Below are 14,533 nucleotides of genomic sequence, written 5' to 3'. Positions count from 1 at the left end.
CCCACCGCGCCGGTCCCCTCGCCCACCGCGCCGGTCCCCTCGCCCACCGCGCCGGCCGGACCGGATCCCGCCATGGCGGCGGAGATCGAGGACGACCTGCGGTCCCTGAGCCTCCCGGGCGTCGAGTACGGGTCCAACCTCGGACCGGGCAAGGACCCGCGCCAGGTGCCGGGACAGTGCCCGAAGTGGGTGGTCCTCGAAGCCGACTACAGCTACCTGACCTCGTCCAACGAGTTCCTGTCCGGCAGGTTCGAGATCAAGAACAGCTTCGACGAGAGCTTCCGGGAGTTCCGGTTCGAGCGCCGGCTCGGGCAGACCGGTGAGGACGACATCGACGGCGAGGCCGGGACCGCCAGGCTCCGGGACGCCATCGGCGCGCTGCCGATGCTGGTCGCCGAGGAGGAACTGGCCCCGGCCGTCCCCGCGGAGACCGCGCCGCCCGCGGCGGAGCCGTCCGCGAACGACAGGCTGGCCGAGTCCTCGGTCACCGCGCGCGGTGTCTGGTCGGTGATCGGGATCGTGCTGATCGGGTCCGCGGTCGTGGTGCTCGTGGTCGGCGCCGTCCGGAGCCTCCGGAGAAGCGGTTCGTGACGGAGGACACCGCCGTGAAGGCCGAGCCGGAGGGCGCCGCAGCCCCGACCCGGCTCAGCCTTCCGGCTCGGGCCGCACGCACCCTGGTGCTGGCGTCCGTGTTCACGTGCGCAGCCTGCGGGCTGGTGTACGAGCTGGCGCTGGTGGCGCTGGGCAGCTACCTGATGGGCAACTCGGTCACCCAGGCGTCGATCGTGCTGTCGGTCATGGTCTTCGCGATGGGCATCGGCTCCCTGCTCGCCAAGCCGCTGCGGCACCGGCCGGTGGTGGCGTTCGCGATCGTGGAGGCCGCGCTGGCGCTGGTCGGCGGGCTGTCGGTGCTCGCGCTGTACGCGGCGTTCGCGTGGCTCAGCCTGTACACCCCGGCGCTGGTCGTGGTGGCGTTCCTGGTCGGGGCGCTGATCGGCGCGGAGCTTCCGCTGCTGATGACGCTGCTGCAGCGGATCCGGCGGCAGGAGGCGGGCGCCGCGGTCGCCGACCTGTTCGCCGCCGACTACGTCGGCGCGCTGATCGGCGGGCTGGCCTTCCCGTTCCTGCTGCTGCCGATGTTCGGGCACATCAAGGGCGCGCTGCTGGTCGGCGCGGTCAACGTGGTCGCCGGGACCGCGGTGGTGCTGTGGCTGTTCCGCAAGGAGGTCGGCCGCGCGACGCAGGCGGCGCTCTGGGCGGGGATGGCGGCCGTGCTGCTCGTGCTCGGCGGGACGTACGCCCTGGCCGACGAGTTCGAGGTCTCCGCCCGCCAGGTCCTGTACCGGGACCCGATCGTGCTGTCGAAGAAGACCCCGTACCAGGAGATCGTCGTCACCCGGCAGGTGTCGATGTCGGGCCGGCCCGACATGCGGTTGTTCCTGAACGGCGACCTCCAGTTCTCCTCCGTGGACGAGTACCGGTACCACGAGTCGCTCGTCCACCCGATCATGTCCGGCCCGCACGGCAGGGTCCTCATCCTCGGCGGCGGGGACGGTCTCGCGCTCCGCGAGGTGCTGCGCTACAAGGGCGTCCGGAGCGCGACGCTGGTCGAGCTGGACCCGGAGGTCCTGCGCCTGGCCCGCACCTACGAGCCTCTCGCGTCCCTCAACGGGCACGCGTTCGAGGACCCGCGCGCCAGGGCCGTCGAGGCCGACGCGTTCTCGTGGCTGCGCGGCCTGAACGAGCAGTTCGACACGGTGATCGTGGACATGCCCGACCCCGACGACGTCGCCACCGCCAAGCTGTACTCGGTGGAGTTCTACGGCCTGGTGAAGCGGGTGCTCGCGCCGCGTGGCCGGATGGTCGTCCAGGCGGGTTCGCCGTACTTCGCGCCGAAGTCGTACTGGAGCATCGAGAAGTCCATCGCCGCCGCCGGCCTCGCGACGGTCCCGTACCACGTGGACGTGCCGAGCTTCGGTGACTGGGGCTACGTCGTGGCGGCGCCTACGGAGGAACCACCGGCGCTCAAGCTCGCGTCCGACGCCCCGAAGCTCCGCTTCATGGACGAGGCGCTCCTCCAGGCCTCGACGGTCTTCCCCAAGGACCGCCGGAGCCGCGACGTGGAGACCAACACGCTCGTCCACCCGCGCCTGGTCGAGTACCAGCAGCAGGAGTGGAAGGACGCCTGAGCGTTCAGTCGGGCACCGACCGCCGGATGGCGTTGTCGACGGCCCGCTGGAACGACGTCACCAGCGACTGGATCATCAGGGGCTTCAGCTTTCCGGCCATCTCCATGAGCCGTTCCCGCTCCTCGGGCGCGCGGCCGCCCTCCCGGTAGGGCCGGACGACCGTGTCCTGGAAGGCCCGCTGGAGCTCGTCGGCCAGCGCGGTCGTGTGGCGGTCGACGGCCTCGTGCGAGGCGACCAGGGTCTCCAGCGGCATCGGCAGCGCGGCCAGCTCGGCGCTGATGCCGAGCAGCGCCGGGCTGACGACGCGCACGGTGTCGTCCGAGAGCAGTTCGACGACGCCGAGCGCCTCCAGTCGCTTGAGGAGGTCGTCGTCGAGGTGCCGCCCGGCTCGCCGGTCCAGCCCGTGCCGGTCGAGTTCCTCGGGACGTTCCGGCGCCCACGGCGACAGCAGCGCGCGCTGCAGGGCGAGGTCCTCGGCCGGCGCGTCCAGCGGGATCCTCTGCAGGTGCTTCTCGATCGAGGCCAGCGTCAGCCCGAGCGACTGGAGCTCCCGGACGAGTTCCAGCCGCGCCAGGTGGTCGGCGCCGTACAGGCCCGTCCGGCCGCGCAGCTTCGGGGGCGGGAGCAGGCCGCGCCCGGCGTAGAACCGCACGGTCCGGACGGTGACCCCGGCGCGCGAGGCCAGCTCGTCGACGGTGAGCTCCATCCCGCCTCCCTCTATATGACAGTGCCAGTGTTACATTAAACTTGTATCAGCGAGCACTTACCACGAGCATTCACCACGAGCATCCACCACGAGCACTTACCGAGGGAGACCGCGGGATGGGACGGAGTATCTACACCGACGAGCACGAGGCGTTCCGTGACATGGTGCGCTCCTTCATCGAGAAGGAGATCGCCCCCCACCATGAGCAGTGGGAGAAGGACGGGATCGTCTCGCGTGAGGTGTGGCTGGCGGCCGGCCGCGCGGGCCTGCTCGGCATCGACATGCCGGAGGAGCACGGCGGCGGCGGCAACGACGACTACCGCTACTACGTGATCTTCAACGAGGAGCTGGCGAGGGCGAGCGTGCACGGCCCCGGCTTCGCCGTCCACAACGACATCAACGGCGGCTACCTGCGCCAGCTCTGCAATGACGAGCAGAAGGCCCGCTGGTTCCCCGGCTACTGCTCCGGCGAGATCATCACCGGGATCGCGATGACCGAGCCCGCCGCCGGGTCGGACCTGCAGGGCATCAAGGCCACCGCGGTCAAGGACGGCGACGACTACGTCCTGAACGGCTCGAAGACCTTCATCTCCAACGGCATCCTCGCCGACCTCGTCATCGTCGTCGCCAAGACCGACCCGTCCGCCGGCGCCAAGGGCGTCAGCCTGCTGGCCGTCGAGCGCGGCATGGACGGCTTCGAACGCGGCCGCAACCTCGACAAGGTCGGCATGCACGCCCAGGACACCGCCGAGCTGTTCTTCGACAACGTCCGCGTCCCCAAGGAGAACCTCCTCGGCGAGGAGGGCATGGGCTTCATCTACCTGATGCAGAACCTCGCCCGCGAGCGCCTCTCCATCGGCGCCACCGCCCAGGCCGCCGCCGAGGTCGCGTTCGAGCAGACCCTGGAGTACTGCAAGACCCGCGAGGCGTTCGGCCGTCCCATCGGCAAGTTCCAGCACAACCGCTTCACCCTCGCCGAGATGAAGACGGAGCTGACCGTCACCCGCGCCTTCACCGACGAGTGCATCGTCAAGGAGGGCGAGGGCGAGCTGTCCGCCGACGAGGCGGCGATGCTCAAGTACTGGAACACCGAGCTGCTCAAGCGGGTCGTGGACCGCTGCGTCCAGCTCCACGGCGGCTACGGCTACATGACCGAGTACCCGATCGCCAAGGCCTACCAGGACGTCCGCATCCAGACCATCTTCGGCGGCACCACCGAGATCATGAAGGAGATCATCGGCCGCTCCCTCGGCGTCTGATCCCACCCCGCCCGGGGCGCGCCCGCCGCGCCCCGGCTCAGCCGGCGGCCCGGATGAGCGGCTCGATCCGTTTGGCGATGGCCGGAACGTCGTCAAGGACGTGCGTCGCGACGTCCAAGACGGTCGTGAACAACTCCTCCTCGGCCGAGGGATCGAATCGTGCTCCGTTGAGCTTGAGGAAGACATCGGTCGCGGCGAAGGCCACGCGCTTGTTTCCATCGGTGAACGGGTGCGATGTGGTGAGCGAATGCAGGAGCGCGGCGGCCTTCTCCAGCAGCGTGGGGTAGGGGTCCGTGCCGAAGGCCGTGGTCGAGGGCCGCGCGGCGGCGGACGCGACGAGCCCGTAGTCACGGACGTTGAGATTCCCGTCCACGATCCGGCGGCCGACGGCGATGATCTCCTCGGCCGTCAGATAGCGAACGCTCACGCGTCGCCCAGCCGGTCCAGGAGGCTCCGGTGATCTTCGCCGGTCTCGTCGGCGAGCCGCAGGACGTGGGCGAGTTCGCGGCGCTGCCGGTACTCCTCCAGCGCGGTGATCAGAATCGCGTTCTTCGACTGGTGTTCCGCTGAGGCCACCTCGTCCAGCCAGGCGTCCAGATCAGCGGGAAGGCGCGCCGCGAAGGCCACTCGGACACTCCTCGATTGTGGTTCAGCAAGTGGTACTAGGGACGATACCAAGCGCCCGAAAGCCGGACGGCCCTGAAGCTCTGACCGCCGGGCGAACCGACGGCCGAGGCCCCCGTTCCTCTCGCGGCGCGCGAACGTGGTCAGGTGCGGTCGGCGAGGCGTTCGACCTTTTCGATGGGGCCGGCGACCAGGATGACATCGCCGTACTGCAGGACGGTGTCGGGAGTGGCGTAGGTGAACTGCTCGCCGACCGGCTTCACGCACACGACGGTCACGCCGTGCTTGGAGCGCAGGCGGGTCTCTCCCAAGGGGACATCGACGAGTTCTCTCGGCGGGTGGGTCTTGGCCAGAGCGAAGTTCTCGTCCACTTCGATGTAGTCGAGCATGCGGCCGCCGACGAGGTGGGCGACGCGTTCGCCCATGTCGTGCTCCGGCAGCACGATGTGGTGGGCGCCGATCCGTTCCAGGATGCGTTTGTGCTGGTGGGTGACGGCCTTGGCCCAGATGTCGTCGATCTCCAGCTCCGCCAGAAGCGAGGTCGCCAGGATGTTGGCCTCCAGGTCGCCGCCGATGGCGACCACGGCCCGGTAGAACTCGTCCACCCCGAGCTCACGGAGCGTGTCGATGTCGGTGGCGTCGGCGGTGATGACGTGGGTCAGCCGTCCGGCCAGCGCCTGGACGATCTTCGGACGGTTGTCGATGGCGAGCACCTCGGTGCCGCGCCGGGCCAGTTCCAGGGCGAGCGCGGAGCCGAACCGGCCCATGCCGATCACCACAACCGGGAGGTTCTCAGCCAACGATGGGTCTCTCCTCGGGCAGTTCGTAGCGGCGGGTGCGCTCGCGGAGCGCGAGCGCGGTGGCGAAGGTGAGGGGACCGATGCGGCCGACGAACATCAGCACCACCAGCAGCACCTGCCCCGCGGGCGGCAACTCGGCGGTGATTCCTGTGGACAGGCCCACGGTACCGAACGCCGACACGACCTCGAACAGCACGCGGTCCAGCGTATGGGAGGTCATCGCGAGCAGGGTGAACGTCCCGGCGGTGACCATGCCGATTCCCAGCAGCACGATGGAGATCGCCTGGCGCTGGGTGCCGTCGGGCAGCCTGCGATGGCCCACGTTCACGCGCGCCTCGCCGCGCATCTCGGCCCACAGCACGAAACCCAGCAGCCCGAACGTGGTGACCTTGATGCCGCCGGCGGTTCCGGCGCTGCCGCCGCCGATGAACATCAGCACATCGGTGACCAGCCAGCTCTCGGGCAGCATCTGCGAGGTGTCGACGCTGCTGAGCCCTCCGCTGCGCGGCATCACCGCCATCATGAAGCCCGACGGCATCCGGTCGGATTCGGGCAGTGCCCCCAGGGTGCCGGGATTGTTCCATTCGGCCACCGACAGCATCAGTGTTCCGCCCGCCAGCAGCGCCGCCGTGGCGGCCAGCGTGACGCGCGTGAGTATCGACCAGCCCGCCGGCCGCCGCCAATCCCTGGCCAGCTCGAACACCACCGGGAAGCCGAGCCCGCCGACGATGACCGCCGCGCAGACCGTCAGGATGATCCACGGGTCGGCCGCGAACCGGACGAGGCTGTCCGGCCACAGCGTGAACCCGGCGTTGTTGAACGCCGAGATCCCGTGGAACACGCCCAGGTAGGCGGCGCGGCCCGGCGACTCGCCGTAGCCGATGATCAGCCGTGCGGTGAGTACCACCGCAACCGCCGCCTCGCACGCCAGGCTGAAGATGACGACCCGCCGGACGACGCGGCGAACGTCGGTCATCCGCAGGGTCTTGGTCTCCACCTGGGCCGCCATCCGGGCCCGGAGCCCCAGCCGTCCCGACAGCAGGATCGCGAACAGGGTCGCCAGCGTCATCAGCCCGAGCCCGCCCACCTGGACCAGCCCGAGAATGACGAGTTCGCCGAACGTCGACCAGTGCGTTTCGACGTCCACGACGACCAGCCCGGTCACGCATACGGCCGACGTGGCGGTGAACAGCGCCTCAACGAGGGAGGCCGAACCGGCGTCCGTCGTGGCGACGGGCAGCGACAGCAGCAGCGTGCCCGTGAGGATCGTGACCACGAACCCGGTGACCACGACCTGCGCCGGATGGTTGAAACGCTCCAGCAGCGCATTGCCGCGCGGCTTCGACCACCGCCGCAACTCCCGTCGGAACAGCGCACACACCCCCGCCGCGATCGGCCGCCCTGCGACATATCACCACACATCAGGTCGACGGCCCCAGCGGGGCGGCCGAAAAGGGATGTTATCGGCCTCTCGTGAGCTCAACCCGCCCCTGCCGCGGCTACGTGATGCCGTGGGCTCCTCTGGGCCGGCCGCTGCGCAGCCTGGACCAGCCCCCTACGGCATACCCGATGAGCACGCCGATCGACATGATCGCGCCGCCGATGATGTGGACGATGCCGTCCACCCGCTTCCCCGTCACCGATCCGGTGATGGCGACCTCCGGATCCCGCGGGTCGTAGAGCACCCGGGCGGCGTCGCCCACGTCCTTCTCCCCGGACACCCAGACGTCGTGCCGGCCGCCGTCCGGCGCGGCGAACCCGACCAGCATGTAGTGATCGACACCGCTTCCCGGCCCGCTGCTCTCGGCCCGCGTGTCCTGGACCGTTCCGATCGTGTGCCGCCCCCGATCGCTGAGCGCCGACGCGGCGCCCATCTCCTCCACGCCGTCGGCCAGCAAGCTGAAACCGATGATCGGCACGCAGAGCGCGATGACGACGCCTCCGCCGCAAAGGACCACGATGAGGATCCAGCGGGCCCACATGAACCGCCCCCGCTTGGCCCGGCCTCCCTTGTGCGATCCCACCCCCTCAACTGAACCAGTCCACACCGTCCCTGATCAACCGTCCTGGGCCTGTGGCGGAATGCACGGGTAGGCCTAGAATGCAGGGCCATGGCGCCTCCGAACCAACCTCCGTACGGTCATGGCCCTCACAACCAGCCTCCGTACGGCCCCGGACCCCACAACCCACCCCCGGGCTACGGCCAGGACCCCTACCGGCCTCACCCGCGCGACCCCCGCCGCCGCGACGGCGGCGCGGCCGTCGCCAACGTGATCCGGACGGTCGTCGGCCTCGTGGTGGCGGTCTTCCTGCTGCACATCCTGTTCGTGCTCACCGGCGCGAACCAGGGCAACGGCTTCGTCAACGGCGTCTACGACGTCGCGAAGGTCCTCGTACTCGGCCTCGGCGACGTCTTCACCCCCGAAGACGCCAAACTCGGCGTCGTGCTGAACTACGGGTTCGCCGCGCTGATCTACCTGGCCGTCGGCCAGCTCGTGATCCGGTTGATCAACCGTCCGTGATCCGGCGGTCTCCTACTTCCATCCCCCGTACGGGACGGTGAGGACCTCCATCGCGTGCCCGCCCGGATCGGTGAAGTAGACACCGCGTCCGCCGTCACGGGTGTTGATCTCGCCTGCGCCGGAGCCGTCCGGGTGGGCGTAGTAGCGGGCGCCGGACTCCTTGATCCTCGCGAAGATGGCGTCGAACTCCCCGTCCGGCACCAGGAAGGCGCAGTGGTGCGGCCGGAACCCGTCGGCGTCCATGAAGTCGAGCGTGACTCCGTTCCCGGTCGTGACCGGTACGAACGGTCCGGTCTGGGCGCCCGCCTCGAGCCCGAGAATGCGCGCGAGGAACTCGGCGGAGGCCCTCTTGTCCGCGGCCGGGACGATGATGTGATCGAGCTGAATGGACATGGCTCCTCCAAACAAGGTCTGGCGGTTCAGACCGTCACCCCAACCCTGCGTCCTCAACCTAACTAGAGGTCAACCCCGGGACCGATGAGCGCCTCGTTCTGGGCGTCGGCACCGCCCCCGGTCGCCCGCGGGTCACCGCTCGTGCCCGGCGAGGCCGGAGATCAGCATCCGGAGGCCGTGTTCGAAGGCGTCCTCGCCCTGCGGGTCGCCGCCGGACCCGATGGCGGCGGCCAGGTGCGGTGCCCGCTCGGCCAGCAGGCCGGGGGCGGTGAAGCCGGGCGCCTGGGCCTGGTGCTCGCTCTGCTCCGCCAGCACGAACCCCGTGACGTAGTGGCCGATGGCCATCACCGACCGCAGGGCTTGGACGGGGGTGAGCCCGGCCTGGACGAGCACGGCGAGTTCGGCGTCGAACCGGGCGAGCACGGTGGGGCCGGTAGCGGTGCCGGAGATGAGCCGGGCGCCGTCGCGGTGGCCCAGCAGCAGCCGGCGCCGTTCGCGGGCGCGGCGCGCCAGCCATTGCCGCCAGGACTCGCCGGACCGGGGGCCCGACAGGTCCTGTGACAGTTGCAGGGCCTCTGACATCTCGTTCAGCAGCTCTTGCTTGTTGCGGAAATGCCAGTAGAGCGCCGGGGACTTGACGCCCAGTTCCGCGGCCAGCCGCCGTACGCTCAGCGCGTCCAGCCCGACCTCGTCCAGCAGCCGCAACGCCGCTTCGACGACGGTCGCCCGGTCCAGGGCGCCGCGGTGGTCGCCGCGCATCTCATTCACGGATTGTCACCTTAGCAGCGCTAGGGCTACCCTTATCGCCGCTAAGGGCTTATCACCGCTAAGGAGGCTCATGGAACGCGACCGGACGACCCGGGCCCTGCTTGCCGGGGGCTTCGGCCCCGCCCTGTTCGCAGCCGTACTGCTGATCGAGAGCATGCTCCGGCCGGACTACGACGCGCTGCACCACTTCGGCAGCGAACTGGCCAACGGCGACCGCGGCTGGGTCATGATCACGAACTTCGCCGTGTCCGGCGCGCTCACCCTCTGCTTCGCCGCCGGACTGCGCAGAGCCCTCCCGCCCGGACGCGGCGCGGTGGCGGGTCCGGCGCTGGTGGCGCTGTTCGGGCTGGGCCTCATCGTGGCCGGGGTCTTCGTCGCCGACCCCAAGCCCGGATATCCGCCCGGCACGGGAAGCGTCGAACCGACCGCCGCCGGCGTCGCCCACGACGGCAACCTGATCCCCACCTGGATCTCGATGACCGCCGCCATGGGCGTGATCGCCTACCGGCTCGCCGCCGAACCCGGCCGCCGGCCGTGGATGTGGTACACGGTCGTCACCGCCGTGGCCTCCCTGACCACTCTCATGATCGCCGTCCAGCTGTACGACGACGTCTCCGGCACGGGCACCTACCACGGCCTGTGGCAGCGCATCAGCATCACCATCGGGTTCACGTGGTTCGGCGCCCTGGCGACCCTTCTGCTGCGTTCCCGGCGATCGGAGGCACTCGGCACGAAGGAGTGATCATGGCCGGTAGTGTGCCGGGATGACCGATGTGACCCCCCGCCATGTCCTGTGCGTGCTCGGCTCCGGGTTCGGGCTCGGGGACATGGAACGCGTCGCCGGCGAGTACGGCGGGCTCGTCCTCGACCGCGAGTACTCCGAGGACGAGCCCGACCCCCGGATGCCGGAGGCGTTCGAGGCGAGCATGGCGGGGGCGCCGTTCGAGGATGCCGACCGGGACGCGGTGGAGTCCCACGACACCGTGGGCTACCTGCTGTCCGCGCCGATGATGCGGGGTCTCGCGGCCGACACGTCGCGGCGCCTGCTGGAGGCGACGGCCGCGCTGCTGCGCTCCGGCGCCGCCGCGGTGAAGAACGAGAGCAGCGGAACCGCGCACGGCCGGGACCGCTGGCTCGCACTGGCCGAGCAGGCCGCCGAGGCCAAGGACGAGGAACTCGCCGGCACGCTCGTCGAAGCCTGGGTGAAGCGTCCGATCTACGACGGCGAGGTCCTCTACAGCTGCGGCATGCACCTGCTCGGCGCGCCCGATGTGGAGATCGAAGTCGACGAGGAGCAGCTGACGGAGGACGGCGTCCCCGAACTGGCCATGCACCTGGACGCGCTGGCCATCTACCTCCTGACCGACCCCCGCGCGCAGGAGATCGAGGACGGCGCCGGCTTCCGCCTGACCGAGGACGCCCCCCGCCACATCCTGCGTACCGGCACCTGCGACCGCTACGAAGACGACGACCTCTTCTTCAACCCCTACGGCTACGTCCGCCTCACCCGCCCGCAGTAAGCCGCCCCCGGCCCGCGCCGCTCAGCGGATTCTGTCGCGCAGGTGCCGGTCGAGTGTGCCGATCGCGTCGGTGAGGATCTCGGCGTAGTGGTCCTGCTCCATCCGCTCGGCCATCTGCTCCTCGGAGGGATCCTCGACCTGGGTGTTGATCCACCACAGATTGCCGAACGGGTCGAGCAGGCGGCTGCCCCGGGCCCCCCAGGCGTTGGTGGCAAGCCGCGTCACCTCGACGGCGCCGCGGTCGAGTGCCCTGCGGTGTGTCTCGTCCGCGTCGGGGACGTAGAGGTTGAGGAAGGCCGGAGTCGGCGCCCACCCGTCCTGCCGGTCGAACAGCATGATCAGCGAGTCGCCGATCCGGAGTTCGGCATGCCCGACATGGGTCTTCTCCTCGTCCAGGTAGTGCGGGGCGAACCTCAGTTCGGCGCCGAAGACGTGCTGGGCGAACTCGATGAAGTCATCGGCCCGGTCGACGATGACCCACGGCGCCACCGTGGGGTAGCCATCGGCGGTATAGCTCGTCATGTGGTCTCCTCTGGTAGGCCCCGGTGTCCAGGGGCGCCGTTTCGCGTCTTTCATGACGTTAGGGACGCTGCGGCCAGATCCTGACCTCAAGACGCGCACACTGGGCTCATGGATCCGACCAACCGGCGCTTGGAACTGCTCGCGCTACTGCAGGCCCGTCCCGAGTGGTCCGGGACCGAGCTGGCCGAGCGCCTCGCGGTCAGCGCCCGCACCCTACGCCGCGACATCGGCCGGCTGCGCGACCTCGGCTACGCCGTGGACTCGGCCACCGGTACCGAGGGCGGCTACCGGCTGGGGCACGGCCGGGCGCTGCCGCCGCTGGCCCTGGTGGACGCCGAGGCCGTGGCGGTGGCGGTGGGGCTGCGGATGGCCGCCACGAGCGGGGTCGCCGGGCTGGACGACGCCGTCACGAGCGCCATCGCCAAGCTGGAGACCGCGCTTCCCCCGCGGCTGCGGCAGCAGGTGAGCGCCCTGGGCCAGGACCCGCTGCGGCTGGGCGGCCACGGCGCGCAGGAGGTCGTCGCGGACACCCTGGTCGCGCTCGCACTGGCGGTCCGGCGCACGGAACGCCTGCGGATCGCCTACCGCGACGGAGCGGGGCGGCGCACACGACGCGACCTCGACCCCCACCGGCTGGTGCGCACCGACACGCACTGGTATCTCGTCGCTCGTGACGTCGCCAAAGACGACTGGCGCGTCCTGCGAGTGGACCGCGTCAGCGATCCGCGGCCTCTGGGCGTGCGCTTCCACCTGCACGACCCACCCGACGCGGCCGAGCTGGTCTCCCAGGCGCTGGAGTTCGGACCGCACGAGAACCGCGCGCTGGTGCGGCTGGACGTCTCCCTCGACCGGGCCAGACGGCTGGCGCCGTCCGTCGCCGGCCGGATGACCGCCGACGGGACGTCCACCCTCGTCGGGCTGTCCGACGACGACCCCTGGTGGACCGCCCGCTTCCTGCTCTCCCTGGCATGCCCGTTCGCAGTGATCGAGGGCCCCGCTCTGCTGACCGAACTGCACCGCCTCGGGAAGGAACTGGCCGCCCTGCAACCCGGCACCAGCACCACCCCCGCGCCCAGCCACTGACCAGCGCCGCGCCGACCGGCGCGCCCGCGAGCAGGACTATTCGATGACGACGCCGTGATCGCGCGCCAGACCGGCCAGACCGTCCACGTACCCCTGCCCCACCGCCCGCAGCCTCCAGCCGCCCTGGCGGCGGTAGAGCTCGGCGCAGATCATGACCGTCTCCGTCGTGGAGTCCGCCGCCACGGCGTGGGCGGCGCCGTCCTGCTCGGTCACCGTGAGCCGGACGGCGCCCGGCCGGCCGCTCGTCACCAGCAGGATCACCGAAACGTCGGTGGCCAGCCGGGCCAGGTCCACCCGCAGCCGGCCGGCCGCGGTGTCCAGATCGACCGCGCCATCCGAGGAGACCGGCTGGTTGTAGAACACGAAGTCGGCGTCGGACCGGACCTTACGGTCGGCTCCCAGGAGCAGTGCGCACGGATCATGGTCGGGGGACGGAAGCGCGAAGGTGCACAGGAGGGACGACGCGGAGAGCTGGACGTTGCCGCCGGCGGGAAGCGGGCTCGCGGGGGCGGCCCTGTCCGGGACGGCGCTGTCGGGGGCCGGGTCGCGCCAGCCGTCCGGCGCCTCGATGCGGGCGTCCACCCCGGCGTGCTCCTTGAGCAGGTACAGCAGGTTCGCGCCGTCGAGGAGCTCGATGGGCTTGTTCTTCGCGAAGTCGAAGGACGCCTGGCCGTAACCGCTGGTCGTGACGAGGATGCCCTTGGACGCGCCCTCGTTCTGCAGCGTCCCGTAGAGGTCGCGGACGGCAGAGACCCCGACGGTGTTCCTGTAGCGCTTCGCCTGGATGACGACCTTGCCGCCCATGATCGGCCGCGGATCGTAGGCGACGCAGTCGACGCCGCCGTCCCGGGACGGTCTCGTCTGCCGGGACTCCAGCCCCATCCGGGTGAACAGGTTCTGGATCAGCCCCTCGAACTCGGTCGGGGTCATCCCGAGGAGGTTGGGCCGCTCGTCCAGGTCGCCGAGGATGTCGGTCTCCTCGACGAACCGCGGGTCGACCATGCTGAACTCCAGCACCGGCCGCACGGGCGCGAGTTCCGCGGTGTTCCGGGAGACCCCCGCCCCGAGGTGCTTCAGGCAGGCCGCCGGGTCGACCCGGGCGAGGTCGAGCTCGGCGAACGTCTCCTTCGTGGTCCTCAGCGTCAGCAGGCACGGACGCACGGGACGCCCCGTCGCCGCGCCGACGGTGCTGACCATGCCGTTGAAGACGATGGTCGAGACGTGCCCGGCGGCGTCGCTCTCGAAAAGGTCGCGGACGACCCGCAGCGCCACCTGACTGACGACGGAGGTGTACTGCGCCTTGACCTGTGAAGCGGGGCGCTTGGTCTCGGTGACGGAGTCGGAGGTCTTGACGTACCGGTGCGCCTTGACCGTCGGGACGACGTCGATGCCCGGCAGTTCGTACTCCACCACGAGCCGGGCGGACTCGGGCACGTACGCCATGCGCCACTGCGCCGGGAACCCGTCCGGGTAGAAGACGGTGTTCGAGACCAGGTCGAGGTAGGCGACGACGGCGTCGGGCCGCCCGGCCGCGAGCTCCCGCTTCATCGTTTCGACCTCGGCGTGCTGCCGCCGGATTCGTTCGTCCGCCTCCGCCGTCCGCCGGGCATGCTCTTGCTGGAGGCGGCCCAACGTGGCTTGACGGGCCTGCTCGCGCTGGGCGTGCTCGGCGCAGGCCCGCTGGTAGTTCAACTGCCCTTGACGGACCTGCTCCTCGTGCCGGGCCCCGCCCACCAGCCTGGACAGGCCCGAGGGCGGGGGCGGCAGGAACGCCTCCGGCCGCGGCGGCGCCTCCGGGTGGCCGGCGGGGCCAGGGTTGAATGGCGCGACATCCGGTTTCTCCTTGAGCCTGTCGAGGTCGAACCGGGTGTCGGTGAGAAGCCCCGAGACCAGGATGGAATCCAGCTCCTCCAGCCGCTGGGCGAGGTCTTCGTTCATCGCGGCGACCTCAGCGGCCCGGGATTCGGAGTAGAGGCGCTTGCGCTCCTTCTCGTCAGCGGCCCGCGCCCGCTCGTACGCGGCCTGAGCCCGCGCCGCCTCCCGATGCGCGGATGCATCCGCCCGCCGCCGCGCCGCCTCCGCCCGCTCCGCTTCACGCTGCATCTGCGCGACCGCCGCCATGAACCCCTGCCGCCTCGCCCTAACCC

General features: G+C 70.5%; 17 protein-coding genes. 7 read left to right on the top strand and 10 right to left on the bottom strand.

From position 1 onward, the window contains the following. The coding region (locus tag E1285_RS36335; protein ID WP_207947085.1) for a hypothetical protein at positions 1–591 on the top strand (591 nt) is incomplete at its 5' end. After that, entirely contained in the window at positions 588–2,189 is a 1,602-nt protein-coding gene (locus E1285_RS36330) for a polyamine aminopropyltransferase (RefSeq protein ID WP_243723287.1), read from the top strand. The genes E1285_RS36335 and E1285_RS36330, both read left to right, overlap by 4 nt. Positions 2,190–2,193: 4 nt before the next feature. On the opposite strand, the gene E1285_RS36325 is transcribed toward E1285_RS36330, so the two are convergent. Continuing rightward, entirely contained in the window at positions 2,194–2,895 is a 702-nt protein-coding gene (locus E1285_RS36325) for a MerR family transcriptional regulator (protein ID WP_132159123.1), read from the bottom strand. Positions 2,896–3,011: 116 nt separating this feature from the next. Here E1285_RS36325 and E1285_RS36320 point away from each other — a divergent pair, with 116 nt between their 5' ends. Next, a complete protein-coding gene (locus E1285_RS36320) occupies positions 3,012–4,154 on the top strand; it encodes an acyl-CoA dehydrogenase family protein (RefSeq protein WP_132159122.1) in 1,143 nt (380 codons plus the stop codon). Between the two features lie 37 nt (positions 4,155–4,191). On the opposite strand, the gene E1285_RS36315 is transcribed toward E1285_RS36320, so the two are convergent. From E1285_RS36315 to E1285_RS36295, 5 genes are all read right to left on the bottom strand, one after another. Then, positions 4,192–4,581: a type II toxin-antitoxin system death-on-curing family toxin gene (locus E1285_RS36315; RefSeq protein WP_132159121.1), complete on the bottom strand. Its 390-nt coding sequence runs from the start codon at positions 4,579–4,581 to the stop codon at positions 4,192–4,194. After that, complete coding sequence (locus tag E1285_RS36310) at positions 4,578–4,781, bottom strand: hypothetical protein (RefSeq protein ID WP_132159120.1); 204 nt, start codon at positions 4,779–4,781, stop codon at positions 4,578–4,580. Before E1285_RS36310 ends, E1285_RS36315 begins: the two co-directional genes overlap by 4 nt. 140 nt (positions 4,782–4,921) lie before the next feature. Continuing rightward, positions 4,922–5,578 (bottom strand): TrkA family potassium uptake protein, encoded by a 657-nt coding sequence (locus E1285_RS36305; protein ID WP_243723286.1) that lies wholly within the window; start codon positions 5,576–5,578, stop codon positions 4,922–4,924. Further along, positions 5,571–6,959, bottom strand: a complete 1,389-nt coding sequence (locus tag E1285_RS36300; protein WP_243723285.1) for a potassium transporter TrkG — start codon at positions 6,957–6,959, stop codon at positions 5,571–5,573. Before E1285_RS36300 ends, E1285_RS36305 begins: the two co-directional genes overlap by 8 nt. Before the next feature lie 118 nt (positions 6,960–7,077). Beyond that, positions 7,078–7,602, bottom strand: a complete 525-nt coding sequence (locus E1285_RS36295) for a DUF3592 domain-containing protein (RefSeq protein ID WP_132159119.1) — start codon at positions 7,600–7,602, stop codon at positions 7,078–7,080. Positions 7,603–7,689: 87 nt separating this feature from the next. Here E1285_RS36295 and E1285_RS46930 point away from each other — a divergent pair, with 87 nt between their 5' ends. Next, complete coding sequence (locus tag E1285_RS46930; protein WP_207947084.1) at positions 7,690–8,100, top strand: hypothetical protein; 411 nt, start codon at positions 7,690–7,692, stop codon at positions 8,098–8,100. Positions 8,101–8,112: 12 nt separating this feature from the next. Here the strand turns inward: E1285_RS46930 and E1285_RS36285 are convergent, their stop codons facing one another. Beyond that, the gene (locus E1285_RS36285) at positions 8,113–8,493 is read right to left on the bottom strand and encodes a VOC family protein (RefSeq protein WP_132159118.1); all 381 of its coding nucleotides are present in this window, start codon (positions 8,491–8,493) and stop codon (positions 8,113–8,115) included. 132 nt (positions 8,494–8,625) lie between these two features. Further along, positions 8,626–9,252, bottom strand: a complete 627-nt coding sequence (locus tag E1285_RS36280; RefSeq protein WP_243723288.1) for a TetR/AcrR family transcriptional regulator C-terminal domain-containing protein — start codon at positions 9,250–9,252, stop codon at positions 8,626–8,628. Positions 9,253–9,331: 79 nt separating this feature from the next. On the opposite strand from E1285_RS36280, the gene E1285_RS36275 reads away from it, so the two are divergent. Both E1285_RS36275 and E1285_RS36270 read left to right on the top strand, forming a co-directional pair. Next, entirely contained in the window at positions 9,332–10,003 is a 672-nt protein-coding gene (locus E1285_RS36275; RefSeq protein WP_132159117.1) for a DUF998 domain-containing protein, read from the top strand. 22 nt (positions 10,004–10,025) lie between these two features. Continuing rightward, positions 10,026–10,781 (top strand): hypothetical protein, encoded by a 756-nt coding sequence (locus tag E1285_RS36270; RefSeq protein ID WP_132159116.1) that lies wholly within the window; start codon positions 10,026–10,028, stop codon positions 10,779–10,781. 21 nt (positions 10,782–10,802) lie between these two features. Here E1285_RS36270 and E1285_RS36265 read toward each other — a convergent pair whose 3' ends face one another. Continuing rightward, positions 10,803–11,303, bottom strand: coding sequence for a VOC family protein (locus E1285_RS36265; RefSeq protein WP_132159115.1), 501 nt, complete (start codon positions 11,301–11,303; stop codon positions 10,803–10,805). A gap of 108 nt (positions 11,304–11,411) precedes the next feature. Between E1285_RS36265 and E1285_RS36260 the strand changes: the two genes are divergently transcribed. Continuing rightward, positions 11,412–12,386 carry a WYL domain-containing protein gene (locus tag E1285_RS36260; RefSeq protein WP_132159114.1) on the top strand — a complete coding sequence of 325 codons (975 nt, stop codon included), beginning with the start codon at positions 11,412–11,414 and terminating at the stop codon, positions 12,384–12,386. Positions 12,387–12,422: 36 nt separating this feature from the next. Here E1285_RS36260 and E1285_RS36255 read toward each other — a convergent pair. Continuing rightward, positions 12,423–14,533: restriction endonuclease (locus E1285_RS36255; RefSeq protein ID WP_207947083.1), on the bottom strand; the 2,111-nt coding region annotated here is incomplete at its 5' end.

This window comes from Actinomadura sp. 7K507 (genome assembly GCF_004348425.1).
Taxonomy (GTDB): Bacteria; Actinomycetota; Actinomycetes; order Streptosporangiales; family Streptosporangiaceae; genus Spirillospora.
The sequence above is the reverse complement of the archived record's forward strand: the minus strand, read 5'-3'. Positions and strand labels throughout refer to the sequence as shown.

Bases quoted from the DNA above. Each gene is read 5' to 3' on its own strand.
- E1285_RS36260 (WP_132159114.1), top strand. From the start codon at position 11,412: ATGGATCCGACCAACCGGCGCTTGGAACTGCTCGCGCTACTGCAGGCC.
- E1285_RS36265 (WP_132159115.1), bottom strand. From the start codon at position 11,303: ATGACGAGCTATACCGCCGATGGCTACCCCACGGTGGCGCCGTGGGTC.
- E1285_RS36320 (WP_132159122.1), top strand. From the start codon at position 3,012: ATGGGACGGAGTATCTACACCGACGAGCACGAGGCGTTCCGTGACATG.
- E1285_RS36280 (WP_243723288.1), bottom strand. From the start codon at position 9,252: ATGCGCGGCGACCACCGCGGCGCCCTGGACCGGGCGACCGTCGTCGAA.
- E1285_RS36325 (WP_132159123.1), bottom strand. From the start codon at position 2,895: ATGGAGCTCACCGTCGACGAGCTGGCCTCGCGCGCCGGGGTCACCGTC.
- E1285_RS36270 (WP_132159116.1), top strand. From the start codon at position 10,026: ATGACCGATGTGACCCCCCGCCATGTCCTGTGCGTGCTCGGCTCCGGG.
- E1285_RS36285 (WP_132159118.1), bottom strand. From the start codon at position 8,493: ATGTCCATTCAGCTCGATCACATCATCGTCCCGGCCGCGGACAAGAGG.
- E1285_RS36275 (WP_132159117.1), top strand. From the start codon at position 9,332: ATGGAACGCGACCGGACGACCCGGGCCCTGCTTGCCGGGGGCTTCGGC.
- E1285_RS46930 (WP_207947084.1), top strand. From the start codon at position 7,690: ATGGCGCCTCCGAACCAACCTCCGTACGGTCATGGCCCTCACAACCAG.